Annotated in this window: 26 protein-coding genes; 16 read left to right on the top strand and 10 right to left on the bottom strand. The window is 64.9% G+C overall.

What is annotated here, in order from left to right:
• The first annotated feature begins 122 nt into the window (after positions 1–122).
• From M2335_RS11620 to M2335_RS11610, 3 genes are all read left to right on the top strand, one after another.
• Positions 123–1,523: an aldehyde dehydrogenase gene (locus M2335_RS11620; RefSeq protein WP_264594788.1), complete on the top strand. Its 1,401-nt coding sequence runs from the start codon at positions 123–125 to the stop codon at positions 1,521–1,523.
• 525 nt (positions 1,524–2,048) lie between these two features.
• The gene (locus M2335_RS11615) at positions 2,049–3,341 is read left to right on the top strand and encodes a flavin-dependent oxidoreductase (RefSeq protein WP_264572456.1); all 1,293 of its coding nucleotides are present in this window, start codon (positions 2,049–2,051) and stop codon (positions 3,339–3,341) included.
• Positions 3,338–3,802, top strand: a complete 465-nt coding sequence (locus M2335_RS11610) for a DUF3237 domain-containing protein (RefSeq protein ID WP_264576122.1) — start codon at positions 3,338–3,340, stop codon at positions 3,800–3,802. Before M2335_RS11615 ends, M2335_RS11610 begins: the two co-directional genes overlap by 4 nt.
• Here M2335_RS11610 and M2335_RS11605 read toward each other — a convergent pair.
• Positions 3,787–4,176, bottom strand: a complete 390-nt coding sequence (locus M2335_RS11605; RefSeq protein ID WP_264594787.1) for a winged helix-turn-helix domain-containing protein — start codon at positions 4,174–4,176, stop codon at positions 3,787–3,789. The genes M2335_RS11610 and M2335_RS11605 overlap by 16 nt on opposite strands.
• Before the next feature lie 108 nt (positions 4,177–4,284).
• Between M2335_RS11605 and modA the strand changes: the two genes are divergently transcribed.
• From modA to M2335_RS11590, 3 genes are read left to right on the top strand one after another with little or no spacing between them, the layout of a single operon-like run.
• A complete protein-coding gene (modA, locus tag M2335_RS11600; RefSeq protein WP_264594786.1) occupies positions 4,285–5,067 on the top strand; it encodes a molybdate ABC transporter substrate-binding protein in 783 nt (260 codons plus the stop codon).
• A 6-nt stretch (positions 5,068–5,073) separates the two neighbouring features.
• Complete coding sequence (gene modB, locus M2335_RS11595) at positions 5,074–5,739, top strand: molybdate ABC transporter permease subunit (RefSeq protein ID WP_264594785.1); 666 nt, start codon at positions 5,074–5,076, stop codon at positions 5,737–5,739.
• Positions 5,732–6,454, top strand: coding sequence for an ABC transporter ATP-binding protein (locus M2335_RS11590; protein WP_264594784.1), 723 nt, complete (start codon positions 5,732–5,734; stop codon positions 6,452–6,454). The genes modB and M2335_RS11590 overlap by 8 nt, the downstream gene beginning before the upstream one ends.
• On the opposite strand, the gene M2335_RS11585 is transcribed toward M2335_RS11590, so the two are convergent.
• Positions 6,451–7,023, bottom strand: a complete 573-nt coding sequence (locus M2335_RS11585) for a TetR family transcriptional regulator (protein WP_264594783.1) — start codon at positions 7,021–7,023, stop codon at positions 6,451–6,453. The two genes, M2335_RS11590 and M2335_RS11585, sit on opposite strands and share 4 nt — an antisense overlap.
• A 72-nt stretch (positions 7,024–7,095) precedes the next feature.
• On the opposite strand from M2335_RS11585, the gene M2335_RS11580 reads away from it, so the two are divergent.
• Positions 7,096–8,145, top strand: a complete 1,050-nt coding sequence (locus tag M2335_RS11580; protein ID WP_264594782.1) for an aromatic ring-hydroxylating dioxygenase subunit alpha — start codon at positions 7,096–7,098, stop codon at positions 8,143–8,145.
• A gap of 11 nt (positions 8,146–8,156) precedes the next feature.
• Here the strand turns inward: M2335_RS11580 and M2335_RS11575 are convergent, their stop codons facing one another.
• Positions 8,157–9,041 (bottom strand): helix-turn-helix domain-containing protein, encoded by an 885-nt coding sequence (locus tag M2335_RS11575; protein WP_264594781.1) that lies wholly within the window; start codon positions 9,039–9,041, stop codon positions 8,157–8,159.
• A 92-nt stretch (positions 9,042–9,133) separates the two neighbouring features.
• On the opposite strand from M2335_RS11575, the gene pobA reads away from it, so the two are divergent.
• Positions 9,134–10,300 carry a 4-hydroxybenzoate 3-monooxygenase gene (gene pobA / locus M2335_RS11570; protein ID WP_264594780.1) on the top strand — a complete coding sequence of 389 codons (1,167 nt, stop codon included), beginning with the start codon at positions 9,134–9,136 and terminating at the stop codon, positions 10,298–10,300.
• Positions 10,301–10,456: 156 nt separating this feature from the next.
• Complete coding sequence (locus M2335_RS11565; RefSeq protein WP_264594779.1) at positions 10,457–11,098, top strand: RBBP9/YdeN family alpha/beta hydrolase; 642 nt, start codon at positions 10,457–10,459, stop codon at positions 11,096–11,098.
• 25 nt (positions 11,099–11,123) lie between these two features.
• Here the strand turns inward: M2335_RS11565 and M2335_RS11560 are convergent, their stop codons facing one another.
• Both M2335_RS11560 and M2335_RS11555 read right to left on the bottom strand, forming a co-directional pair.
• A complete protein-coding gene (locus M2335_RS11560) occupies positions 11,124–11,873 on the bottom strand; it encodes an SDR family NAD(P)-dependent oxidoreductase (RefSeq protein WP_264594778.1) in 750 nt (249 codons plus the stop codon).
• Positions 11,874–11,969: 96 nt separating this feature from the next.
• Positions 11,970–12,146: a hypothetical protein gene (locus M2335_RS11555; protein WP_264594777.1), complete on the bottom strand. Its 177-nt coding sequence runs from the start codon at positions 12,144–12,146 to the stop codon at positions 11,970–11,972.
• An 84-nt stretch (positions 12,147–12,230) separates the two neighbouring features.
• On the opposite strand from M2335_RS11555, the gene M2335_RS11550 reads away from it, so the two are divergent.
• Positions 12,231–13,883 carry an alpha-glucosidase gene (locus tag M2335_RS11550; protein WP_264594776.1) on the top strand — a complete coding sequence of 551 codons (1,653 nt, stop codon included), beginning with the start codon at positions 12,231–12,233 and terminating at the stop codon, positions 13,881–13,883.
• A gap of 220 nt (positions 13,884–14,103) precedes the next feature.
• Here the strand turns inward: M2335_RS11550 and M2335_RS11545 are convergent, their stop codons facing one another.
• Positions 14,104–14,850: a glutathione S-transferase family protein gene (locus tag M2335_RS11545; RefSeq protein WP_264594775.1), complete on the bottom strand. Its 747-nt coding sequence runs from the start codon at positions 14,848–14,850 to the stop codon at positions 14,104–14,106.
• Positions 14,851–14,900: 50 nt separating this feature from the next.
• Here M2335_RS11545 and M2335_RS11540 point away from each other — a divergent pair, with 50 nt between their 5' ends.
• Positions 14,901–15,785 carry an SDR family NAD(P)-dependent oxidoreductase gene (locus M2335_RS11540; RefSeq protein ID WP_264594774.1) on the top strand — a complete coding sequence of 295 codons (885 nt, stop codon included), beginning with the start codon at positions 14,901–14,903 and terminating at the stop codon, positions 15,783–15,785.
• Positions 15,786–15,868: 83 nt separating this feature from the next.
• On the opposite strand, the gene M2335_RS11535 is transcribed toward M2335_RS11540, so the two are convergent.
• Together M2335_RS11535 and M2335_RS11530 are read right to left on the bottom strand one after the other, a co-directional pair.
• Positions 15,869–16,780 carry a TauD/TfdA dioxygenase family protein gene (locus M2335_RS11535; protein WP_264594773.1) on the bottom strand — a complete coding sequence of 304 codons (912 nt, stop codon included), beginning with the start codon at positions 16,778–16,780 and terminating at the stop codon, positions 15,869–15,871.
• A 299-nt stretch (positions 16,781–17,079) separates the two neighbouring features.
• On the bottom strand, positions 17,080–17,493 hold the full coding sequence (locus tag M2335_RS11530; protein ID WP_181559247.1) for a hypothetical protein: 414 nt from the start codon (positions 17,491–17,493) through the stop codon (positions 17,080–17,082).
• Positions 17,494–18,114: 621 nt separating this feature from the next.
• On the opposite strand from M2335_RS11530, the gene M2335_RS11525 reads away from it, so the two are divergent.
• The 5 genes from M2335_RS11525 (at position 18,115) to M2335_RS11505 (ending at position 21,594) form a co-directional block, all read left to right on the top strand.
• A complete protein-coding gene (locus M2335_RS11525; protein ID WP_264579247.1) occupies positions 18,115–19,593 on the top strand; it encodes an aldehyde dehydrogenase in 1,479 nt (492 codons plus the stop codon).
• An 11-nt stretch (positions 19,594–19,604) separates the two neighbouring features.
• Entirely contained in the window at positions 19,605–20,486 is an 882-nt protein-coding gene (locus tag M2335_RS11520) for a hypothetical protein (protein WP_264594772.1), read from the top strand.
• Between the two features lie 17 nt (positions 20,487–20,503).
• A complete protein-coding gene (locus M2335_RS11515) occupies positions 20,504–21,001 on the top strand; it encodes a DUF3237 domain-containing protein (RefSeq protein WP_181559250.1) in 498 nt (165 codons plus the stop codon).
• Positions 21,002–21,157: 156 nt separating this feature from the next.
• Entirely contained in the window at positions 21,158–21,364 is a 207-nt protein-coding gene (locus tag M2335_RS11510; RefSeq protein WP_264572475.1) for a hypothetical protein, read from the top strand.
• Positions 21,361–21,594, top strand: coding sequence for a hypothetical protein (locus tag M2335_RS11505; RefSeq protein ID WP_181559252.1), 234 nt, complete (start codon positions 21,361–21,363; stop codon positions 21,592–21,594). The genes M2335_RS11510 and M2335_RS11505 overlap by 4 nt, the downstream gene beginning before the upstream one ends.
• 18 nt (positions 21,595–21,612) lie before the next feature.
• Here M2335_RS11505 and M2335_RS11500 read toward each other — a convergent pair whose 3' ends face one another.
• Positions 21,613–22,017 carry a nuclear transport factor 2 family protein gene (locus M2335_RS11500; protein ID WP_264594771.1) on the bottom strand — a complete coding sequence of 135 codons (405 nt, stop codon included), beginning with the start codon at positions 22,015–22,017 and terminating at the stop codon, positions 21,613–21,615.
• On the bottom strand, positions 22,014–22,964 hold the full coding sequence (locus M2335_RS11495; RefSeq protein WP_264594770.1) for an SDR family oxidoreductase: 951 nt from the start codon (positions 22,962–22,964) through the stop codon (positions 22,014–22,016). The genes M2335_RS11500 and M2335_RS11495 overlap by 4 nt, the downstream gene beginning before the upstream one ends.
• Positions 22,965–23,008: the final 44 nt, after the last annotated feature.

The raw sequence follows: 23,008 nt of genomic DNA, 5'->3' as shown, positions 1-23,008 counted from the left end.
ATCCGGCGGTTCCGCAAGGCAGAGGGGAGCCGCGCCGCCGCACGCATTTGGTCTGATCATTGCCATCCGGCCTCATGCGAGTGCGCGACACTGGTCTTGAGAGAGAGAACTGGAGGAACGCCATGGAGTTTAGCCGCAACAATCCGATGACGGGCGAGGTCGCATCCTCGGCGACCGCGATGAAGGCCGCCGATATCGCGCCGATCGCCGCCAAGGCTGCGGAAGGGTTCCAGAGCTGGTCGGTCATGGGGCCGAATGCGCGACGCGCTGTGCTGATGAAAGCCGCCGCCGCGCTGGAATCCAAGAAGGATGCCTTCGTCGAAGCGATGATGGGCGAGATCGGTGCGACGGCGGGTTGGGCGATGTTCAACCTCGGCCTCGCTGCCAGCATGATCCGTGAAGCGGCCGCGCTCACCACCCAGATCAATGGTGAGGTCATCCCCTCGGACAAGCCCGGCTGCCTCTCCATGGCGCTGCGTGAGCCGGTTGGCGTCATCCTCGGCATCGCGCCGTGGAACGCGCCGATCATTCTCGGCGTGCGCGCCATCGCGGTGCCGCTCGCCTGCGGCAACAGCGTCATCCTCAAGGCGTCCGAATCCTGCCCGCGCACCCATGCGCTGATCATCGAGGCGTTTGCCGAGGCCGGCTTCCCCGAGGGTGTGGTGAACGTCGTCACCAACGCGCCAGAAGACGCGGCCGATGTCGTCGGTGCGCTCATCGATGCGCCGCAGGTCCGCCGCATCAACTTCACCGGCTCGACCGCCGTCGGCAAGATCATCGCCAAGCGCGCTGCCGAGCACTTGAAGCCCGTTCTGCTCGAGCTGGGCGGCAAGGCACCGCTGGTCATTCTGGAAGACGCCGATCTCGATGAAGCGGTGAAGGCCGCGGCCTTCGGCGCGTTCATGAATCAGGGCCAGATCTGCATGTCGACCGAGCGGATCATCGTGGTCGATGCTGTCGCTGATGCCTTCGCCGCCAAGTTCAAGGAGAAGGTCGCCTCCATGCCCGTGGGTGATCCCCGTCAGGGCAACACCCCGCTCGGCGCGGTGGTGGACGCCAAGACCGTGGCGCACTGCCAGAGCCTGATCGAGGACGCGCTGGCCAAGGGTGCGACGCAGCTCACCGGCGGCGAGACGACGCACAATGTGCTGATGCCCGCCCATGTCATCGACAAGGTGACGCAGGACATGAAGCTGTTCCGCGATGAGAGCTTCGGGCCGGTCGTCGGCATCATTCGCGCCCGCGACACCGAGCATGCGGTCGAACTGGCCAACGACACCGAGTATGGCCTCTCGGCGTCGGTGTTCACCAAGGATATCGCCAAGGGCCTCGGCATCGCGCGGCGCATTCAGTCCGGCATTTGCCATGTCAACGGCCCGACCGTGCATGACGAAGCCCAGATGCCCTTCGGCGGCGTCAAGGGTTCGGGCTATGGCCGCTTCGGCGGCAAGGCCGGCATCGACAGCTTCACCGAGCTGCGCTGGGTAACGGTGGAAACCCAGCCGGGCCATTTCCCGATCTGATCGGGGTGCGATCATAGCGCCAGGGAGCTCGCGCCTTCTGAAGGGAAGGGGCGGGCTTCCTTCGTTTTGGGCGCGCTGTTTGTCCATTCTTTCATTCCCGTTCGTGTCGAGCGAAGTCGAGACACGGCAAGCACAGGTCCTGAGTGCCTCGACTTCGCTCGACACGAAAGGCGCGCTTGGTGCTGCGGAACGTCGCGCCGGTCCTGCTTCCTTCAGTGCTCCTGCGCAGGCAGGAGCCTAGGGCCCAGCCGCAGTGCCCTTGCGCCCTGGGTTCCTGCCTCCGCAGGAACACGGCAGGGGTGCGCGACAAGTCAAAGCCAGTGCTCGTGAGAAGGCAGGAGCCCAGGGCTCAGCCGCCCGACCATCGTCCTACTTCTGACCGCCGCCACCCCGCAGCAGCCGGCATACGATTGATCCCACCACATTGCCACTGCGCCCCCACGACGGTACAGCGCTCCCTCGGGCAGATGAGGCGCCGGCGCGGGTCGGCTGGGTTAGGCCCGCACGGAAAGGGCAATATTCTCGATGACGCACGACCATGTCTTGATCGCCGGTGGCGGCATTGGCGGCCTCGTCCTGGCCCTCACGCTTCATCAGATCGGCGTGCCCTGCACGGTGTTCGAGAGCGTGCGCGAATTGAAGCCGCTCGGTGTGGGCATCAACATCCAGCCCAATGCCATTCGCGAACTGGAAGATCTCGGCATAAGCGAGGCGGATCTGGACGAGGTCGGCATTCCCGCGCGGGAATGGGCGCTGGTCGGGCTGAATGGCCGCGAGATTTATTCCGAGCCGCGCGGCAAGGTCGCCGGCTATGACTGGCATCAATATGCTGTCCACCGGGGTGCCTTCCACCTGATGCTCTGCCGCAAGGTGGTCGAGCGGCTCGGCCCGGAGGCTCTGAAGCTCGGCCATAAGGTGACCGGCTATCGCAAGCGGGCGGAGGGTGGCGTCACCGCGCTGGTCGATCTCGCCGGCGGCGGCAAGGTCGAGGTCGATGGCACCCTGCTGTTCGGAGCCGATGGCATCCATTCCAGCGTCCGCGCGCAGATGCACCCGGATCAGCCGCCGATCCACTGGGGCGGCACGATCATGTGGCGCGGCACCGCGCGCGGCGTGCCGATCCGCACCGGATCGTCCTTCGTGGGCCTAGGCACCAGCCGGCACCGCGTGGTGATCTACCCGATCTCGCATCCCGACGAGGAGGGGCTGGCCGATATCAACTGGATCGCCGAGAAGACCTACGATACCGATCATGACTGGCGCAAATCCGGTTGGTTCCGCCCGGTCGAACTCGCCGAATTCGCGCATGAGTTCGACGGGTTTGTCTATGACTGGCTGAATCTGCCGGAGCTGCTGGCCAAGTCGGATGTCGCCTATGAGAACCCGATGATCGACCGCGATCCGCTGCCGACCTGGGTCGATGGTCCGGTCGCGCTGATGGGCGATGCCGCGCATCCCATGTATCCGACCGGTTCGAACGGCGCATCGCAGGCTATCGTCGATGCGCGGGTGATCGGCCGTGAATTGCTGGCGCATGGCGTGACACCGGCCGCGCTGCGCGCCTTTGACGAGAAGCTCTGCGGTCCCATCGGGCAGGTCGCCATGCGCAATCGCGGCTCCGGCCCCTTCGGGCTGCTGGAACTGGTCGAGGAGCGCTGCGGCGGTGCGTTCGAGGACATTGAGGATGTGCTGCCCGCTGCCGAGCGCTCTGCCTTCATGCTGGCCTATCAGCAGGCGGCCGGCTTCGCACGCGATACGCTCAACGCCGCGCCGCCCACCATCGAGCCGGGCGCGCTGGTCGCAAAGGTCGCGGCATGACGCTGCCCGCGCCCGGCCTCTCGCACGTCTGCGATTTCGAGATCCGGCTCGATCCTCCGCATGAGATGGGCATTACACCGGCTGGCACACGGCGGATCATCCCGGTGGTCGGCGGCACGGTGACAGGGCCGTTGCTCAATGGCACGCTGCTGAACGTCGGCGCAGACTGGCAAACCGTGCAACCCGGCGGCGTGGCGCAGCTCGATGCCCGCTACGCTATGGAAACGCACGACGGCGCCGTCATCGAGATCGTGGGCCTCGGCATCCGCCATGCCTCGCCCGAGGTCGCGGCCCGCATCGCGTCCGGCGAACAGGTGCCGCCGTCCGACTATTACATGCGCTCTTTCATTCGACTGGAAACTGGCCATGCGGGGTACGACTGGGTAAACCGCGCCCTGTTTGTCGCCACGGGCGGCAAGGTCGGCCCGACGGTTCGGCTTTCGGTTTATAGGATCGATTGAGCGCCGTCGGGATCGACGCCGTTCATAAGAGCGATCAGGTGACTGGCATGGGCCGTTCCGGCCGCCTGCACTGCGGTTTCGAGCTGCCGATAGGCTTCCAGGACCGCCCGGCCGTGATCGGTGAGGCGCGATCCGCCCCCGCTGGCGCCGCCCTTGGCGGTTTCGATTAGCGGGGCGCCCCATCCCGTGTTGAGAATATCGACCATGTCGCGGGTGCGGCGATAGCTCGTGCCCACCGCGCGGCCTGCCGCCGCGATCGACCCCGTCCGCGCGATCTCCGCGAGCAACTGCGCCTTGCCCGGACCGATGGCGATCACGCCATCGGCGATGACCTGCGCCTTGATCTTCAGCGTTGTTCCGCCGTCCTCACTCACGCTCTGCCGACCTCCTCCGCGCGCCTCTTGCGCATTCAGGACACTTGACACAGCGCCCCGCAGACGTCGATGTGTGCAATGTCATACATCGATCGAAGGGCGGACCTCATGACTCATCTGCTGCGCCGTTGCGCCGTGCTGCTCGGCCTGCTGGCGCTGGTCGCGTGCGGCAAGCCCGAGCCGGCGCCGCAGATCGCGGCTGCTGCCGACCTGCGCCTCGCGCTGACCGATGCGGCGGCGGCGTTCGAGAAAGAGACCGGTGAGAAGGTGGTGCTCAACTTCGGTGCCTCGGGTAATCTCACGCGGCAATTACAGCAGGGCGCGCCGTTCGAGCTCTTCCTCTCCGCCGATGAAAGCTATGTGACGCAGCTCGCCAAGGCCGGCAAAACTCGCGACGAAGGCCGGCTCTACGCCATCGGGCGCCTGGCGCTGATCGCGCCTAAGGGCTCGCCACTTAGGCTCGATTCGCAGCTTGCCGGTCTGCGTGAGGCGCTGGCGCGCGGGGACATCAGCCGCTTTGCCATCGCCAATCCCGAACATGCGCCTTATGGTCGCCGCGCGCAGGAGGCGCTGGATCATGCTGGCCTGTGGAAGCCGCTTCAGGATAAGCTCGTGCTGGGGGAAAATGTGTCGCAGGCGCTGCAGTTCGCCACGGAAGGCGGGGCGCAGGGCGGCATCGTCGCGCATTCGCTGGTGCTCGATCCTGCTGTGAAGGGCAGGGCGGCCTATGTGCTGATCCCCGCCAACTGGCACACCCCGCTGCGCCAGCGCATGGTGCTGATGAAGACGGCGGGGCCGGTGGCCGAGCGCTTCTATGCCTATCTGGCCCAGCCTGCTGCCAAGGCGATCTTCGCCAAATACGGCTTCACCCTGCCGGCCGGAGCACTCTGACCGGCGATGGACTGGCAAGCGCTCAATCTCTCGCTCCTGCTCGGGGCGCTCACCGTCGCGATCCTGCTGCCGCTGGCTTTGGTGCTCGGGCGCTGGCTGGCGCTGGCGCGCTTTCGCGGCCGGGCGGTGATTGAGGCGCTGGTGACGCTGCCGCTGGTGCTGCCGCCGACGGTGATCGGCTTTTACCTGCTCTCCGCCATGGGGCCGCAAAGCTGGGCTGGGCGAGCATGGGCGGCGCTGTTCGGTAGCGGGCTGGCGTTCAGCTTCGAGGCGATCCTCGTCGCCTCGGTGCTGGTCAATCTCCCCTTTGCGGTTCAGCCGGTGCAGCGGGCTTTCGAGAGCATCGATGCCGATCTGCGCGATGCCGCGGCGACCTGCGGGCATTCGCTCTGGCGCAGCCTGTGGCGGATCGAACTGCCGCTCGCCTGGCCGGGCATTCTCACCGGGGCCGTGCTAACCTTCGCTCACACGCTGGGCGAGTTCGGCGTGGTGCTGATGGTGGGCGGGTCGATCCCGGGCAAGACGCGCACGCTGGCGCTCTCGCTCTATGATCGCGTGCAGGCGTTCGACATGGCGTCAGCCAATGAGATGGCGCTGCTGCTGATGGCGGTCCCGCTGGTGGCGGTCAGCCTTGTCTTCCTGCTGGGCCAGAGGGGGCGCCGACATGGCTGAGGCGAGCGGCGAGGGCGTGACCCTGCATCTGCGCCATCATGCGCCCATCGCGCTGGACGTGGAACTCACTCTGGCGCGTGGACGGACCTTGGCGCTCGTCGGTCCTTCGGGTGCGGGGAAAACCTCCATCTTGCGCGCGATTGCGGGGTTGTTGGCACCTGCCAGCGGGCGGATCAGCGTCAACGGCCAGTGTTGGCTGGACACGCAGGCCGGCGTGCAGATGGGCGCGCGGGACCGGCATGTCGGCTTCGTGTTCCAATCCTACGCCCTGTTCCCGCACATGAGCGCGCGGCAGAATGTGATGGAAGCGTTGCTGGACATTCCGGCGACGCAGCGACAGGGGCGGGCGGATGCGCTGCTGGCGCAGGTCCATCTCGAGGGGCTTGAGGAGCGGCGCCCCCGAGAACTCTCCGGCGGACAGCAACAGCGCGTCGCGCTGGCGCGGGCGCTCGCGCGCGATCCGCAGGTGCTGCTGCTCGATGAGCCATTCTCCGCCGTGGATCACCCGACCCGCCGGGCGCTCCATCGCCTGCTGGTCGAATTGCGCGCCCGCTCGGACATTCCCATCATTCTCGTGTCCCATGATGTGCGCGATGCCGCCGATGCCGCCGATGAGGTCGCGCTGGTGCTGGATGGCCGGATCGTGGAGCAGGGCGATCCGCATAGCCTCATGAGTGATCCGCAGAGCCGCTTGTCGCGCTGGCTTGCCGGCTAAGCCCGGCTGGCCGCTTCCGGAAAGCCCGCCACCAGCGCGTCCAGCCCGGGCTCGAAGCTCCCTTGAAAGTCCAATATGCGATCGAGGAAACTGTGCATCGGCCCGTTCGCCTCGAAGGCCGACCAGCCCAGCACGAAGGAGATGACTGCGGCCTGCCGGGCAAGGGCCTGCTGCTGCGGTAGGCCCAGCGCCAGCAGTGGCGCGGCGATGCGGTGCGCGTGGACCGCTGGATCGGCCTCCGCCGGCGGGCGAGACACTGCACAGAGCAGCGCGCCATCGCGATGGGCAAGGAAGCTGCGCCGCAGAGCCCGCCCGAACTGCCGCAGCCAGTCGCGCCAATCCTCAGCGTGGGTAACGTCCGCATAAGCCCGGCCATGAATGCGGCGGGCCATCAGACCCAGCAACTCGGCCTTGTCTTTGACGTGCCAATAGATCGCCGGGGCTTGCACATTGAGGCGCGCGGCCAGCTTGCGCATGCTCAGCGCGTCCAGCCCGTCAGCCTCCAGCTGGGCAAATGCCGCGCGCAGCAAGCGCTCGATATCCAGCGGGACGGAGATGGGGGAAGCCATAAAGGATCATTGACTCCTTAACACCGTTAAGTCAATTTGCCTGCAGTGGTTTAAACTGGAGAGGCGCCTGTCATGGCCTATGTTCGCAATGCCTGGTATGTCGCGGGATGGTCGCATGAACTGGAGGCGGAGAAACCCTTTGCCATCTCCATCCTCGGCGAGCGGATCGTCATCTGGCGCACGGCATCCGGCGCGCTCCACGCGTTGGAAGATCGCTGCGTCCACCGCCTCGCGCCGCTTTCGCTGGGCCGCTGTGAAGGCGAGCGGCTGCGCTGCATGTATCATGGCCTGCTGTTCGATGCGGACGGGCAGGTCGTCGAGATCCCCGGCCAGGCGCAGCTTCCGCCGCAGGCCCGCGTGCGCCGCTATGCCGTGGTGGATCGCCATAGCTGGCTGTGGGTCTGGATGGGCGATGTCGACGCGGCCGATGAGCGCCTGATTCCGCCCGCCGTGGGGCTAGACCATCCCGATTACATCCTCGGCCACGGCCATCTCGATTATGCGGCGGAAGCGCGCCTCATCAATGACAATCTGCTCGATTTCAGCCATTTGACCTTCGTCCATGCAGAGAGCTTCGGCTCCGGGCCGCAATTTGCCGAGACGCCGGCGCGGATCACGCCGCTGGAGCGGGGCATCCGCTATGAGCGCTGGACGGAGAACGCCATCGGATCGGCCTCGCGCCGCAGTCCCGAACCGATGGACAGTTTCATGAGCTATGATTTCCTCATTCCCGGGGTCCTGCTGATGACCGGCGGCGTCTTCCCGCTCGGCACCGCCAAGGCTTGCGACTATGGCCAGCCGGACCTGTCGCGGGCGGTGAGCGGCGTCACCTTCACCAGCCAGGCCGTGACGCCGATGCGCGACAAGAGCGCACGCTATTTCTTCTCCTGGGGGCCGCATCGCAGCCATGGTGACGAGGCGCTGCGCGACGTTTTGATGCGCATGGCCGATCAGGCCTTCGCCGAGGACAAGGTGATGATTGAGGCCCAGCAGCGCGTGATCGATGACACGGAAGAGGTGCAAGTGATGCCCACCGTGCACGATCGCGGCGTGACCCTGTTTAATCGTCTGGTCAAGAAGCTGGCGCGGCAGGAGAGCGGTTCGGAGTTGGCAGCTGCCTGACGCGGTACGTCTCACACGTTCTTGCGCCGTTTTTCCAAGCCTGGTGCCCGTCCGGTCATCCGCTTGTAGAAGCGCGAGAAGTAGGATGGGTCGTCAAAACCCAGTTCCGCCGCAACCTCGCTGCAGCCGGCATTGGTGAAGCGTAGCAACCGCCGCGCCTCGAACAGCAGCCGGCGGTTGATGATCTGCAGCGGCGTCATGCCCAAGCTGGCCTGCGTCTGGCGCGAGAGCGTGCGGACCGTGCAATGCAGCCGCTGCGCATAATGCTCGATCGGTCGATGCTCGCGATAAGTTGCCTCGACCATAACGCGAAACCGCTCGGCCAGGGTGGACCGCGCGGCATCTAGCGGCGCACCGGCAGCAAGGGTCGTGCGTAGCCAGGCTTCGGCAAGCGCATGATGCAGCCGCTGGCCATTGGGTGCGAACCGGTCCTGCTCGGCCTCGACCAGCGCGGTGCCCAAAGCATCCAGACGCGCGGTCAGCGCTGCGTCCGGTCGCAGGATCGCCGGCGTCCGGAGATGTTGCCCCAGCGCATCCTGCCGGGTGAGACTGTCCACAAAATCCTGTGAGGCCGTCACGACAATACCTTCGACATCGGGCGAGAAGCCGAAGCCATGCACAATTCCGCTCGGCGCGCAGACCAGCAAAGGACCGGCCTCCCGCCGATCCTCCCCCGCAAGATGCAGCCGCACCTCGCCCCGTGCCACACACAGCATCTGCGTGAGCGAAGCATGGGTATGGGGTGCGATTTCCCAGTCATAGCGCCGGCTGCGCACAGCAATCGTCTCGGCGTGGAAAAAGTCCTCGCGCCGTGACGCCTTGTCCTCGCCATAGAGATCGTAAGCTGGGACGATCGCTTCGCGGGAATGGCGTGGGGGATGGGTGAGGGCAGTCATGTCCGGAAAATACCAGAGCTTGTCGCAACTGTCCCTTCCCAAATGCGCGCCGTCATGCGGATATGCGGCCAAGAGTCTGCGAGGAGGATGGAATGACACAGGTGTGCATCATTGGCGCTGGGCCGGCGGGTCTGCTGCTAGGGCATCTGCTGCGGGCTGAGGGCATCGATTGTATCTTGCTGGAGCGCCAGACGCCCGATTATGTGCTCGGCCGCATCCGTGCCGGCGTGCTGGAGCGCGTCACCGTCGAGCTGATGGAACGCCTTGGCCTTGATGCGCGGCTCAAGGCCGAGGGTCTGGTGCACGATGGCTTCAACCTGGCCGATGGCGAGCGGCTGATTCGCATCGATATCGCCAAGCTCACCGGCGGCCATGTCGTCGTCTACGGCCAGACCGAGCTGACCAAGGATCTCATGGATGCCTGTGACGAGCGCGGGCTGGAGGTCGTCTATGGCGCTGCCGATGTCGCCCTGCACGAGATCGAGAGCGACACGCCCTATGTCACCTACAGCAAGGATGGGCGCGAACACCGCGCGGACGCGCGTATCATCGTCGGTTGCGATGGCTATCATGGTCCCAGCCGTCAGGCGATCCCGGTCAGTGCCGGCCAGTCCTACGAGCGGGAATATCCCTTCGGCTGGCTCGGGATCCTCGCCGATGTGCCGCCCTGCAATCACGAGCTGATCTACGCCAATCACGAGCGCGGTTTCGCGCTGGCCTCCATGCGCAGCGAGACGCGCAGCCGCTATTATGTCGACGTGCCGCTGACCGAGAAGATCGAGGACTGGCCGGATGAGCGCGTGTGGGACGAGTTGGCGATCCGCCTCGGGCCGGATGCCGCGGCGCACATCACCCGGGGCCCGGCGTTGGAGAAGTCCATCGCGCCACTGCGCTCCTTCGTCTTCGCGCCGATGCGCCATGGCAGCCTGCTGCTCTGCGGCGACAGCGCCCATATTGTGCCGCCCACCGGCGCCAAGGGCCTCAACCTTGCCGCTAGCGACGTGCATTATGCTGCCGCGGCGCTCACCGCCTTCTTCAAGCGCAACGATGCCGATGCCGTCGCCGGCTATTCGGACAAGGCCCTGGCCCGCGTCTGGAAGGCCGAGCGGTTCAGCTGGTCGCTGACGCGCCTCATGCACCGCTTCCCCGAAGACGGCCCCTTCGAGCGCGCCATGCAGGTTGCCGAACTGGACTATATCGCCGGCAGCGTCGCCGCGCAGACCAGCATCGCCGAGAATTATGTGGGACTGCCGGTTTAATCGGTAACGGCATCGTTCATGGGGGAACCACGTGGCCGGATCAGCGCACGCTCCACCGCAATCATATTGTCAACTTAAACGTTAGACATTATAACGTGAGACGATCGGGACGTAGACCGAGCCGACTGATCTGCCCTGAGAGCAGGAGTTTTGATCATGGATCATGTCACATCCACATTGTCGACCCCGGTGGTCCTCACCGTGCCAGGATTGGACGGCAGCGGCCCCGCGCATTGGCAGAGCATTTGGGAGCGTGAGAGCGAGGAGTGCGTCCGTGCCGACCTCGGCAATTGGGCGCGGCCCAACCGCACGCATTGGGTGAGCAAGCTCAATCTGGCGATCCGCAGCGCGGGCCGGCCGGTCATTCTGGCGGCGCACAGTTTGGGGTGCCACGCCGTCGCTGCCTGGGCTGCGATGGAGCGGCCGGACTTCGGCTATCCGGTTGTCGGCGCGCTGCTCGTTGCGCCGCCCGAACTGGATCTGGCACCGCTGGATGAGCGGCTGGAGCCATTCGCTCCGGCCTCACGCGCGCCATTGCCTTTCCCCTCGATTTTGGTGGCGAGCCGCGACGATCCATACATCCAATACCACCGGGCAAGGCGTCTCGCCCAGTTCTGGGGCAGCCGTTTTGCCGATGCCGGCGCAGTCGGCCATATCAACGCGGCGTCTGGCCTCGGCAGCTGGGGATTTGGGCGCTTCCTCCTGGCCCGGCTCCACGGGGCAGGGCGCAAAGATAGGCACGGAACAGCGGCCTCAGTCTGGCCGATGGAAAGCGCAAGCGTCGACCTTTCGGCCTGATCCTGCTCGAAGGCCTCGCTCGGGGCTAAAGCTCCACGCAGCCGCCGTCCACATACAGGTCGATGCCGGTGATGAAGCTGGCTTCGTCCGAGGCGAGGAACAGCACCGGGCGAGCGATTTCCTCCGGCGTGCCCATGCGCTTCATCGGGATGGCGTCGATCATCATCGCGCGCATGCCCGCCACGGCCTCGGGTGGCAGGCCGGAGCGGTTGATGATCGGCGTTTCGGTCGGGCCCGGGCTGACCATGTTGACGCGAATGCCACGGCTGATCAACTCGACAGCCAGGGTGCGCGCCACCGCGCGAAGGCCCGCCTTGGCGGCGGCATACATGGCATTGCCTGGCACGGCGGCGACCGATCCGATCGAGCCGGTGATGACGATGGCGCCGCTCGGTGCCTGCCCCATCAGCGGTAGGGCCTTCTGAACGGCAAAGAAGCAACCGCGCAGATTGACGTTGTGCACCTCGTCCCACTGCGCCAGCGTCACCTCTTCCACGGGAGCGAAGGCACCGATTCCGGCATTCACGAACAATATGTCGATCCGCCCATGCGCCGCGCGGATGGCATCAAGCACGGCGTCGTTGCTGTCGATCTGCGCGATATCCGCCTGAAAACCCTGCGCGCCGGGAATCGCCGCCACGGTCTCGTCGATGGTCGCCTGCGACCGCCCAGTGAGGAACACATGCGCGCCCTCGGCTGCAAATCCTTGCGCAGCAGCACGCCCGATCCCGCTGTTGCCGCCAATGACGAGCACAACCTTGTCCTGAAACCGCATCGCTCTCTCCCGTTGATTTTGTCCGGAGCCTAAACGGATGGAGGCGAAAGGCAAATGAGGGATTTGAGGCTATCCCTCAGCGAGCGCTGACCGCCTTCATTCGACCACTTCCAGCACCCGCATCCCCTTGGTCCGGCTGGTGAGGTGATATTGGCGGCAGAGAGCGCAGCGATAGGGGCGGAGCGTAATCGTTGCGCGGAGCGCCACCGCGCGGGCGTCCGCTTCGGTGGCATAGCGCTTCTTTTTGGCGCAAATCCCAGCTCTTGTTCGCATTCGTCCCTCGTTCCGGGTGGCTTGCAGGCTGACGGCTACCCGACGCAATTGCCAGCGCCCAACTTCCCATGCAGTTTGGCGCGGATGAGCGAGAATCACCAGCCTGCCGCCACCAGCCTTCCCGTCAGCCAGCGCGCGCCCGACACGCTGCCCTGGTGGCAGGGCGCGACGATCTACCAGATCTATCCGCGCAGCTTCGCCGATTCCAATGATGACGGCGTCGGTGATCTCCCGGGGATCACCGCGCGTCTGGATCATGTCGCCAGCCTGGGGGTAGACGCGATCTGGCTCTCGCCCTTCTTCACCTCGCCGATGCGGGATTTCGGTTACGACGTCGCCGATTATTGCGATGTCGACCCGATCTTCGGCACCCTCGCCGATTTTGATGCCCTGCTGGCCCGCGCCCACGAGCTGGGACTGCGGATGATCATCGATCAGGTCTTTGCCCATACCTCCGATCAGCACCCCTGGTTCCAGGCCAGCCGATCCGATCGGCAGGGCGACCATGCCGGGTGGTACGTCTGGGCGGACCCTAAGGCGGACGGCTCGCCGCCTTCCAACTGGCAGAGCGTGTTCGGCGGCCCTGCCTGGACGTGGGATGCCCGGCGGCGGCAATATTATTTCCACAATTTCCTGCGCGAGCAGCCGCAGCTCAACGGGCATCATCCGCAAGTGCAGCAGGCCTTGCTCGATGTTTCGCGCTTCTGGCTGGACCGCGGGGTGGACGGCTTCCGGCTCGATGCGCTCAACTTCCTGATGCACGATCCGCGCCTGCGCCCCAATCCGCCGCACCCGAACCAGGCCGGGCAGCGCACGCGGCCGTTCGATTATCAGGAGCGCCGCTACAATCAGGGGCACCGCCATATTCCGCGCTTCATCGAGCGGGTCCGCGCGCTGATGGACAGCTATGATGACCGGTTCACGGTTGCGGAGATCGGTGGGGACGAGGCCCTGCGCGAGATGAAGCTCTACACCAGCGGCGAGAACCGGCTGAACACCAGCTACGGCTTCGATTTTCTCTATGCCGACGCGCTGACCCCGCGCGTGGTGGCGGATGCGATCGGCCAGTGGCCGGACCGCGCCGGCATGGGCTGGCCGAGCTGGGCATTCGAGAACCATGACGCGCCCCGCGCCGTCACCCGCTGGCTGTCTGACGGCGCTGAGCCCGAGATGCGAGCGCGATTCGCCGCGATGAAGATGCTGCTGCTCACCTGCCTGCGCGGCAACATCTTCCTCTATCAGGGCGAGGAACTCGGGCTGACGCAGGTGGATGTGCCGTTCGAGGATTTGCAGGATCCCGAGGCCATCGCCAACTGGCCGCTGACCCTCAGCCGCGACGGCGCCCGCACGCCGATACCATGGAAAGGGGACGCGCCTCATGCCGGCTTTTCAAGCGTGAAGCCGTGGCTGCCGGTGGGGGCTGACCATCCGGCCCTGGCTGTCGACAAGCAGGAGGCAGAGGAGGGATCGTTGCTCCATCTCACCCGCGCGCTGTTCGCCTTCCGCAAGGGGCAGCCCGCTTTGCGCTGGGGCGCCATCCGCTTTCTGCAGGTCGATGAGCAGGTGCTGCTCTTCGAGCGGCGCTTTGGCGAAGAGCGCCGGCTTTGCCTGTTCAATCTGGGGGCTGAGCCTGCGCCTTGGCCCAAGCGGCTCGGTCTGGCGGCGCCGTTGATGCAGGTCGGCGGCGCGGCAAAGGGCGATCTGCCGGGCTATTCGGGCTGCGTTCTGGAGCCCTGATCGCCTGCGCTTCGGTTGGTCAGGGGGAGATCGCTTGTCCGTCAGCCGGGGCAATCCGGTATCGCTGCAGCACGAAAACGGCCGGGAAGGCCGGGCTGACGGACAAGGCCAGCGCTCTCATGCATGAATTAGCTTAACCGGAGCCTAACGGGAACTTTCGCGATAGAAAAATGTGCGAAAAGGCACGGTGACCCGCAGCAGAAGAGGCGGCGGCGCGCCTTCAATCCTTGCGGGAGACCATGCCGGTGTGGTCCGGCATCGCCAGCGCTGCTGCCACACCGGGGCGGGCCTTCATCCGCGCCATCCACGCCATGGCCTGCGGCGTGCGGGTTTCGTTCCACAGATCGGGGTAACTGCGCGGCATGGAGATGGCCATGGCGAAGACGGCAATGTCGGCCAGCGTGAACATGCCCCCGACCAGCCAGTCATGGCCCGCGAGCGCGCTTTCCACCCGGTCGGTCACGTCCTCCAGATTGGCGCGCCAGCCCTCAAGCTCTCGCTCGGAGAAGCCGCCCTTGGCCGCCAGCTCCCATTTGTCGCGCTTTTCCTTGAGCGGGATGCGCTTGAGTCGCGCCTCGAACTCGCCCTCGGGCAGCGCCTTGGCCATGCCGGGGATCACCCGATGCCAGGCGAGGAAGGAGAGGGACGGGCGGAACACCTCATCGACATATTTGGTCCAGATGCGCATCTGCCCCTGCAGATAGGGATCGGCCGGCTTGAGCGGCGGGCCGTCGAAGGCGTCGTCAATATATTCGTTGATGACCGTCGATTCCGTCAGCACCCGCCCGTCGTGGACAAGCGTCGGCACCTGTCCGGCTGGGTTGATCGCGACATAGGCCGGCGCATGCTGCTCGAACTTCATCAGGTTGATGTAATGGCTGGTGAAGGGCACGCCTTTCTCATGAATGGCCTGCAAGACCTTCAGGCTGTTGGAAGCCGGCTCGCCATGATAGAGGTCCACGGTCATTGGTTGTAAATCCCCATAATAAGAGTGGTAGCCATGAGGCGAGGAGAGGCATGAAGACAGTAGCAGGCACGATGGCCTTCATCACCGGCGGTGCGAGCGGCATCGGCCTTGGCATGGCGCGCGCGCTGGCGGCGCAGGGCGCCAGGATCGCGGTGTGCGATGTGCGCGCCGATCATCTGGCGCAGGCGGCGCAGGTCGCGGCGGACGAAGGCTGGGCGGACCGCTTCCGCGCGCTCCAACTCGATGTCCGCGACCGCGACGCCTTTGCCGCCGCGCTGGACGACGCCGAGGCCGCGCTCGGCCCGCTGCAGATCCTCATCAACAATGCCGGCATCGGCATCCAGGGCCCGGTCGATGAAGCGACCTATGCGGATTGGGATTGGGCCATTGGCGTCAATCTGATGGGCGTGGTCAACGGCCTCGTTTCGGGCCTGCCACGCATAAAGGGGCATGGGCTGGGCGGGCATGTCGTCAACACCGCCTCGCAGGGTGCGATCATGCAGGCGCGCGCCACGCGCGGCGTCTACGCGCCGACCAAGGCGGCGGTCATTTCCATGACAGAGCATCTCAAGCTGGAGCTGGATGCCAAGGGCAGCAGCATGGGGGGCAGCAGCATGGGAGGCGGCGCGATCGGCGCCACGGTGGTGTGCCCCGGCCCGGTGCGCACCAATATCGAGGAGACCGAGCAGCACCGCCCGGCGGAGTTTCAGGTGGATACGCCCTTCCGCCACCGGGACGAAACGGCGCCGCCCGGCGCCTTGCCGCCGACGGCGCCGGGTTTCTGGCTCGACCCGTTGACCGTTGGGGAGATGACCGTGGACGCGATCCTCACCGGCAAGCTCTATGTCATCACCCACCCGGCCTTCATCGACTCGGTGAAGGCCCGTCATGCCGGCATCGAGGCGGCGATGGCGGAGGATTATCTGCCGCGCTGAGGCCATGGCGCGCGGCGGGGCGCCAAGCCGGGCGTTGCCGGGCATGGCGCCACTCAACACGCAGTTGAGAACCGCACAGGCGCTCAGTGCGCCGCCTCGGCCTGACGCCGGCGGAACTCATAAGTATCGCCTTCCTCGCCGCTCTCATTGAGCGTCGCACGGCGCATGTCGCGGCGATACTGGTCGGTTTCCAGCGGCGTCGCGGCGTGCAGAGCATAGCGATTGTCCCAGATCACGATGTCGCCGACCGTCCACTGGTGGCGATGGATATATTTGGGCTGGGTCACATGGGCGTACAGCTCTTCCACAAAGGCATGGCCCTCATCGTCGCTCATGCCGACCACGCCCACGCAATGCCCGCCGACGAACAGTGCCTTGCGCCCTAGCGGCGCCTCACGCACCAGCGGATGGTGCACCGGCGGCATCGGCATTGCGGCCTTCATTTCCTCGGTGACCTCAAGCCCGGCATATTGGCGGCCGCGCCAGAAATCGTGGATGCCGGTCATGCCATCCACCCTGTCCTTCATCGCCTGCGGCAGATCGTCATAAGCCGCGCGCAGATCGAGGAACAGTGTGTCGCCGCCAACCTCCGAGGGCGGGCACTCCACACCGCGCAGCATCGACCATTTAGAGGGCAGGGGGTTGAACGAGCTGTCCGCATGAAAGCGCTCGGCGCCCTTGGCGATGTTCGCATTGGCCGGGGTCAGCGGCTTGATATTGCCATCAGGATCGAGATTGCCGGCCGAGAACAGCTCCGGCGCGATCCGGCCCGCCGGGCGCTTGCCATAATTGGGCGGATATTCCAGCGGCCCGAACAGCCGGGCGAAGCGGATATGCTCCTCATCCGTGATCGGCCCCTGCCGCACGACGCAGACGATGTGCTTGTCCATCGCATCCTGCACCGCCTGGCGTAGATCCTCGGTTGGCTCGGCCTTGAGGTCCGCCCCGACGATCTCGCCGAAGAACAGGGGATGAAGCTGATTGACGGTGATCATGGGCGTCCTCTCTCGTCTCTCCCGCCTTTGCTTGCTTGAGTCTGCGGCGGTTTTCGGCGCGGAGTGTGAGCCGGTTACAGGATCGAGTCAATATGGTTGGATTTTGCAATCATTGTAGGGCTTGGAGTTTCGTGCACACCCCCGTCATTCCCGCGCACGCGGGAAGCCAGCAGTAACCTCGCCATGATGCGCAGCAATGATCCATGGTTTGCCAATCCAGAAGCGCCCCTCAAAAGCCCTTCCTCTTCACAGGAGGAGAAAAAAGCAGCGCTGTGAGTGACTGATAAGTTGTCGTTTTCTCATTGGGTCCAAGACCAGAAGTAGAGAGCATTCCGCTCGTAAACAGCTCCGGTTGAACCTTCGATTATCCCATTGGACCACTGGGTTTCAGCATAGCCACTTGTCTCATTGTTGAAGGTCGTCGGCCAGAAAGTTGCGCCGCACAAATGTTGGTCTGATGGAACTGGCCGGACAATCCGATCCTTTGGATCAAAGCGCCGACGTACGAAATCGTCGGCTTCCTCAGGCGACAATTCTACCCTCATGCACATGTGATAGTCGATCGCACCGATGCGGTAGATGTCCAATGGCTTGAGCAGATAGCGGGCGGGCAAGCTCCAGCGCATCGGTTCGATGGATATAACTGCCACGATAGCCAATGCTGCGGTTAACCACAGAAGCGCCCAGCAGCGATTGAAGGATCTGACGGTCACAATGCCACTCTGCCAAACGGAAGGAATGCCGGCAATGTCGTATGGGCCGGTCGTCGACTTGATGGGCGCGTCGCAGCGCGGCGGTCTCCTCTCCGCGGGATCCTCTAAGTCAATTGGCCCTCACTGATCAAAATGATCGCCGCGATTGCTGTAGCTGCTATGCCAGTCGATCCAACGACACCAATCAGTCCGACAACGCCAAATGCGGCGTGTCCGCTTTGGAAGTCTCGATGGATTTTAACGGCGCAGTAGATGGCGTTGCAGAACAGTCCCACGAGGGGGCAAAGACCATTTGTGTTTCTCCGGTGGATCATTTCAAAGGCCTTTCAGTATCACTCTAGGCCAATGAAATGCAGCCCTTCGACTGGATCAGGACGAACCGGTGTTAGGGGGGCAGCTTTTGATTGACGCCTGACACCGCGAACCACTGTAAGGGCCGCGCTACATTCTTCCAGACAAAGTCAACCTCTCCGCTCATCCATCACCGCTTTCCCCTTGCGCACCCGCCCGCAATCCTTAGCATCCGCGCCATCGAATCCGGCGGCGTGCAGGTCGCCAGAATCCGGGCAGTCCGCTCCCCAGAAGGCGGCGGCGCCGGGCATAAATTGAAGGAGAGAGAGCGTGGCAGGACATAATCCCGAAGGCGTGTTCGTGAAGGAGCCGGGCAAGGTCTGGATCAACGGGCAATGGCGCGCGCCTAACAGCGGGCGGTTCATCGAGCTGGTTTCGCCGAACACCGAGCAGGTGGTCGGCGCCGTGGCGGAAGCCGATGAGGCGGACATGGACGCTGCCGTTGCCGCCGCCCGCGCTGCCTTCGACCACGGTCCGTGGCCGCGCATGAGCGTTGCTGAGCGCAACGAGATCATGAAGAAGATCACTGCGCATCTGCAGAGCCGCGCGAGCGAGTTGGCCAAGGCCTGGACCGCGCAGATGGGTGGCCTCGCGAGCTTCGCGCCCGGCATGGTCGCGGGCGCAACCATGCAGTTCGATCAGACCCGCGAGGTGGGTGCCAACTTCCAATATGTCCAGCAGCGCGAGACGCAGGCCGCAGCCGCCGCCTATCTCGTCTATGAGCCGGTCGGCGTGGTCGCTTCCATCGCGCCGTGGAACGGGCCTTATGGCATCATGGCCTCCAAGGTCGCCAATGCGCTCATCACGGGCTGCACGGTCATCATGAAGCCCTCGCCGGAGACGCCGCTGGAGGCCTATATCATCGCTGAGGCGTGCGAGGCGGCGGGCGTGCCGGCGGGCGTCGTCAATCTCGTCTGCGGGCATCGCGAGGCGAGCGATCACCTTGTCTGCAATCCCGGCGTGGACAAGGTGAGCTTCACCGGCTCCACCGTGGCCGGCAAGCGCATCGCCAGCGTGTGCGGCGAGCGGATCGCGCGCTGCACGCTGGAGCTGGGCGGCAAGTCCGCTGCCATCGTGCGAGACGATTTTTCCGCCGAGGAGACCGCCAAGCTGATGACGCAAACGATCAGCCTGCTCTCCGGGCAGGTCTGCGCGATGCTCAGCCGGCTGATCGTCCCACGCGGCCGGCAGGACGAGATTGCCGATGCCATTGCGGCGGAAATGCAGAAGGTGAAGATTGGCTATTCGGACGATCCGACGACGCAGCTCGGCCCGCTCGCGATGAAGCGCCAGCTCGAGCGCGTGGAAAGCTATATCGAGGAAGGCAAGAAGACGGCCGATCTGGTGACCGGCGGCAACCGCCCCAAGCATCTCAACCAAGGCTATTTCATCGAGCCGACGTTGTTCAAGAATGTGGATAACAAGTCGAAGATCGCCCAGGAGGAAATCTTCGGCCCGGTCCTCAGCATCATCCCGGTGGATAATGAGGAGGAGGCCATCGCCGTCGCCAATGACAGCAATTACGGCCTCTCGGGCTCAGTGCTGACCAAGGATGCGCAGGCCGCCTTCGACGTCGCCCGGCGCATCCGCACCGGCGGCATCGGCCAGAACGGTCTGAAGGTCGATTGGGGCCTGCCTTTCGGTGGCTATAAGCAGTCCGGCATCGGCCGCGAGGGCGGCGTGGACGGGCTGATGGCCTATCTGGAGATCAAGGCCATGTACATGGACGCGCCGGTCAACGCGGCGTGAGCCAAAAGGGGATGAGCCGCGCGGCGCTCTATGACGCGCTGGAGGCCTATCTCGCGGCGCTGGGGCGCAAAGACCCCGGCGCCGTGGACTGGGCGCCCGACCCGTTCATCACCGAGAACAATGTCCGCCTCCAACCGGACGATGGCTTGTGGGGCACCATCGAGCGGCTCGGCGACTATCGCCTGATGTTTGCCGACGAACAGACGCGACAGGCCGGCTTTTTCGGTACGGCGGTGGAGCCGCTGGATGAGAGCGCATACACCGTGCGCCTCGGGCTGGACGAGGCGCGCCGGGTGGCGGAGGTCGAGACCATCGTGGTGCGGCAGGTCGATAGCTCCCCGGTATTCGAGAACCAGCGATTTGACGACAAGCCGATCCTCAACGTCGCCGTCGAGGCGCCCGTCTCCCGCGCGGAAATGATCGCCTTGTCAGATGGTTATTTCGAGACCTTGCAATTGAATGACGGGACGATTCGCACCAAATTCCACCCCGATTGCAACCGCGTCGAGAACGGCGTGCAGACCACCAACAACCCCGAGTTCGCCAAGCTGGTGCCGGTCGCCGGCCTGCCGTGCGAGGCGCAGTTCCGCACCGGCAATTACCGCTATGACGATCGCCTGCGCGCTCGCCGCTTTCCGCTGGTGGATGAGGAGCGGGGGCTGGTGCTGGCCTATGGTTTCATCGATCATTGCGGGCGGCTGGATCATTACACGCTGACCGATGGCACGCAGGTCCGCTCGCACATCCGCCGGCCGCATAGCTACTATCTCGCCGAGCTGTTCAAGATCGATCACGGCATGATCTGCCAGATCGAAGCGAATTTCATCACCGTGCCCTATCATATGCCCAGCCCGTGGGATGCCTGCCCGGAGGCGGGCACCCACGCCGCCTGATCGTCCAAGGAGCCGCAATGTCCTTCTCGACCCTCGACCAGCCCGTGCTTGAGTTCGCCTTCGAGTGCCGCCTCATGTTCACGCGGGTCTTCGGCGTGCCCAATGTCCATAATGGCGGCTTCCGCTCGGCGGTGCTGGTCGATGAAGGGCATTTCGAGGGGCCGCGGCTGCGGGGGCGGGCCGTGCCCAATTCCGGCGGCGATTACGCCCATTTCCGCGATGACGATACCGCCGTGTTCGATGCCCGCTATCTGCTGGAAACCGACGATGGCGAGATCATCTACATGCAGAACAAGGGCTATCTCTGGGGGCGCAAGCCGGACTCCATGGCCAGGCTACGCGCCTGGGCCTTCGAGGGGGGTGAGCCAGTCGCGCATGAGGATTATTATCTGCGCGCGCAGCCGACCTTCGAGACGAGCAAGGGCAAATATGACTGGATGACCCGCCATGTCTTCGTGGGCGTCGGTGAGCGCAAGCCGGACGGCAATCTGGTGCGCTATTATGCGCTGACCTGATCCGTGCGCGGTGCGCCGGGCTGTTGCCGGGGCGATTGCGTGCGACAGATGACACATTAGCTGCTAGGGCGACGCCATTAGCGCGAACCCTGCTCGCAAGCTGTCGCGATAACTGAGAGACCGTCGTGCTCCCGCTTGCCGTGTCGGGAGACGCTCATGGAAGATTTCAATCGCCTTTTGCACGATCAGCAGCGCGCGCTGATCGATGCCCAGTTCGCCGGGTGCAGCCAGCGCCATCATGCCGCGCGGGAAGCCGCCTGCTCTGTGTCCGCCCGCATCAAGGCGCATCCCTATCCCTACCGTCTGCGCTCGGCCACGGCGATGCGCGCGGTGTTCGCGCAGCAGGGGAGCCTCGCCGCATGAGCCGCGTCGTCATCCTCGCCGCCCCGGAAGCGGATGTGCTGGCCTATTGTGCCAAGGCTGGCATCGGTCTTTCTGTGGTCGAGCCACTGCCGAGCGGTCAGACCCGCGCGGTTCTCAACAATGTCATCGATGCCGACAAGGTGCGCAAGGGCATGAAGGCGATGGTCGTCAGCGGCCCGGTCGCGCGCTCGCCGCTCTATGTGAGCCGCACGCAGTCGCCCTATCGCTAAAGCAGCTCGCCGCGCCGGTCAGCCGGTCGGCGGCGCCAGCGCGCAGGCCACGTCCACAATCAGCCCATCGCGCAGGGTGTAGAAGATGAACTGCCGCATCTCCTGCACCTCGCCGGCCTTGATCGGGAACAACCCGCCCGCGCCATTGTCATCGAGCGTCGCCCGGTCGAGGTCGCGATAGGCCTCGATGCGCACGATGGCGTCGACGGCCGTCAGGGTGTCGCTCGATGCGAAATTGAGGACCCGCACGCTCTCATGAACATGGGCGTGGAGGAAGCTGTAGAAGCGCTTCATGTCCTCGCGGGATTGCAGCGCGACGCCGAAGAAGCGCATGTCCATCGGCTCTGCATAAAAGTCGCAGACCGCGTCATAATCCTTGGCATTGAACGCCGCGAGATAGCGCTCGTAATCGGGGCGGTTCATGCCGGTTGCGCCGCTGCCGCGCCACGGGCGGCCTCGACCAGCATCGCGCGATTTTCCTCGATCATCTGGCGGACGGAGCGGGCGGGGCGGCCGGTCAACGTCTGCACGTCATCGGTGCGCAATTCCAGATAGCCTTCGCGGATCGCGCGGCCGAAGGTGACCATATCATCGCTGTTCCAGGGAATGCCGCTCACATATTGGTCATCGACCGGGCGCCGGGGAATGCCCATGCTGTCGAAGATGGCATATTGCTGCGCGTCGTCGACGGGAATGTGCTCTACCGGACAGCCGGTGATCTGCGTGATGAGCGCGGCGACCTCGCCAAAGGTCTGCAACTCCGGCCCGGTGATGTTGTAGACCTTGTTCTCATGGCCGGGCGTCGTCATCGCGGCGACGGCACAATCCACGCAATCGTCGCGCCACACCATCGCTTCGCGGCCCTCGCCGGCATTGCTGAACCATTGGCCGGTTGCCAGCACGTTCGGGCCGGCCATCAGGATCATGGCATCGGCATAATGTGCGTCGCGCAGCGCCGTCCACGCCATGCCGGAGGCGCGCATCGCCTGTTCCGTCTCAATATGGTCGTGGCGCACTTCCGCCGGGTTGTTCGGGTCATCGATGCCGATGAAGCTGGTGTAGAGAATATGGCGCACGCCGGCGGCCGCGGCCGCGTCGATCGCCGCCTTGTGCTGGACGACGCGGGCGCCGACCCGCGTGCCCGAGATGAGCAGCATTTTCTCCGCGCCCTGCACGGCGGCGGCCAGCGTTTCGGGCTTGTCATAATCGCCATAGCGCACGTCGCAGCCCTGCGCGGTGCGGTCCGCCAGTCTGTCCGGCGAGCGGCTGATGAGGATGAGCTGGTCTGCCAGCCCTTTCTCGATCAGCCGATCCGTGGCGGCCCGGCCATATTGGCCCGAGGCACCGGTAATGACGATCTTGCCTGACATGCGTAGCCTCTCCTTATTCGGTCATGCTTGTTGCGACCGATTCA

It is taken from the genome of Sphingobium sp. B12D2B (assembly GCF_025961775.1).
Classification (GTDB): Bacteria; Pseudomonadota; Alphaproteobacteria; order Sphingomonadales; family Sphingomonadaceae; genus Sphingobium.
This window is presented reverse-complemented; position numbering and strand designations above follow the sequence as displayed.

Bases quoted from the DNA above. Each gene is read 5' to 3' on its own strand.
- M2335_RS11620 (WP_264594788.1), top strand. From the start codon at position 123: ATGGAGTTTAGCCGCAACAATCCGATGACGGGCGAGGTCGCATCCTCG.
- M2335_RS11615 (WP_264572456.1), top strand. From the start codon at position 2,049: ATGACGCACGACCATGTCTTGATCGCCGGTGGCGGCATTGGCGGCCTC.
- M2335_RS11610 (WP_264576122.1), top strand. From the start codon at position 3,338: ATGACGCTGCCCGCGCCCGGCCTCTCGCACGTCTGCGATTTCGAGATC.
- modA (WP_264594786.1), top strand. From the start codon at position 4,285: ATGACTCATCTGCTGCGCCGTTGCGCCGTGCTGCTCGGCCTGCTGGCG.
- modB (WP_264594785.1), top strand. From the start codon at position 5,074: ATGGACTGGCAAGCGCTCAATCTCTCGCTCCTGCTCGGGGCGCTCACC.
- M2335_RS11590 (WP_264594784.1), top strand. From the start codon at position 5,732: ATGGCTGAGGCGAGCGGCGAGGGCGTGACCCTGCATCTGCGCCATCAT.
- M2335_RS11585 (WP_264594783.1), bottom strand. From the start codon at position 7,023: ATGGCTTCCCCCATCTCCGTCCCGCTGGATATCGAGCGCTTGCTGCGC.
- M2335_RS11580 (WP_264594782.1), top strand. From the start codon at position 7,096: ATGGCCTATGTTCGCAATGCCTGGTATGTCGCGGGATGGTCGCATGAA.
- M2335_RS11575 (WP_264594781.1), bottom strand. From the start codon at position 9,041: ATGACTGCCCTCACCCATCCCCCACGCCATTCCCGCGAAGCGATCGTC.
- pobA (WP_264594780.1), top strand. From the start codon at position 9,134: ATGACACAGGTGTGCATCATTGGCGCTGGGCCGGCGGGTCTGCTGCTA.
- M2335_RS11565 (WP_264594779.1), top strand. From the start codon at position 10,457: ATGGATCATGTCACATCCACATTGTCGACCCCGGTGGTCCTCACCGTG.
- M2335_RS11560 (WP_264594778.1), bottom strand. From the start codon at position 11,873: ATGCGGTTTCAGGACAAGGTTGTGCTCGTCATTGGCGGCAACAGCGGG.
- M2335_RS11555 (WP_264594777.1), bottom strand. From the start codon at position 12,146: ATGCGAACAAGAGCTGGGATTTGCGCCAAAAAGAAGCGCTATGCCACC.
- M2335_RS11550 (WP_264594776.1), top strand. From the start codon at position 12,231: ATGAGCGAGAATCACCAGCCTGCCGCCACCAGCCTTCCCGTCAGCCAG.
- M2335_RS11545 (WP_264594775.1), bottom strand. From the start codon at position 14,850: ATGACCGTGGACCTCTATCATGGCGAGCCGGCTTCCAACAGCCTGAAG.
- M2335_RS11540 (WP_264594774.1), top strand. From the start codon at position 14,901: ATGAAGACAGTAGCAGGCACGATGGCCTTCATCACCGGCGGTGCGAGC.
- M2335_RS11535 (WP_264594773.1), bottom strand. From the start codon at position 16,780: ATGATCACCGTCAATCAGCTTCATCCCCTGTTCTTCGGCGAGATCGTC.
- M2335_RS11520 (WP_264594772.1), top strand. From the start codon at position 19,605: ATGAGCCGCGCGGCGCTCTATGACGCGCTGGAGGCCTATCTCGCGGCG.
- M2335_RS11515 (WP_181559250.1), top strand. From the start codon at position 20,504: ATGTCCTTCTCGACCCTCGACCAGCCCGTGCTTGAGTTCGCCTTCGAG.
- M2335_RS11510 (WP_264572475.1), top strand. From the start codon at position 21,158: ATGGAAGATTTCAATCGCCTTTTGCACGATCAGCAGCGCGCGCTGATC.
- M2335_RS11505 (WP_181559252.1), top strand. From the start codon at position 21,361: ATGAGCCGCGTCGTCATCCTCGCCGCCCCGGAAGCGGATGTGCTGGCC.
- M2335_RS11500 (WP_264594771.1), bottom strand. From the start codon at position 22,017: ATGAACCGCCCCGATTACGAGCGCTATCTCGCGGCGTTCAATGCCAAG.
- M2335_RS11495 (WP_264594770.1), bottom strand. From the start codon at position 22,964: ATGTCAGGCAAGATCGTCATTACCGGTGCCTCGGGCCAATATGGCCGG.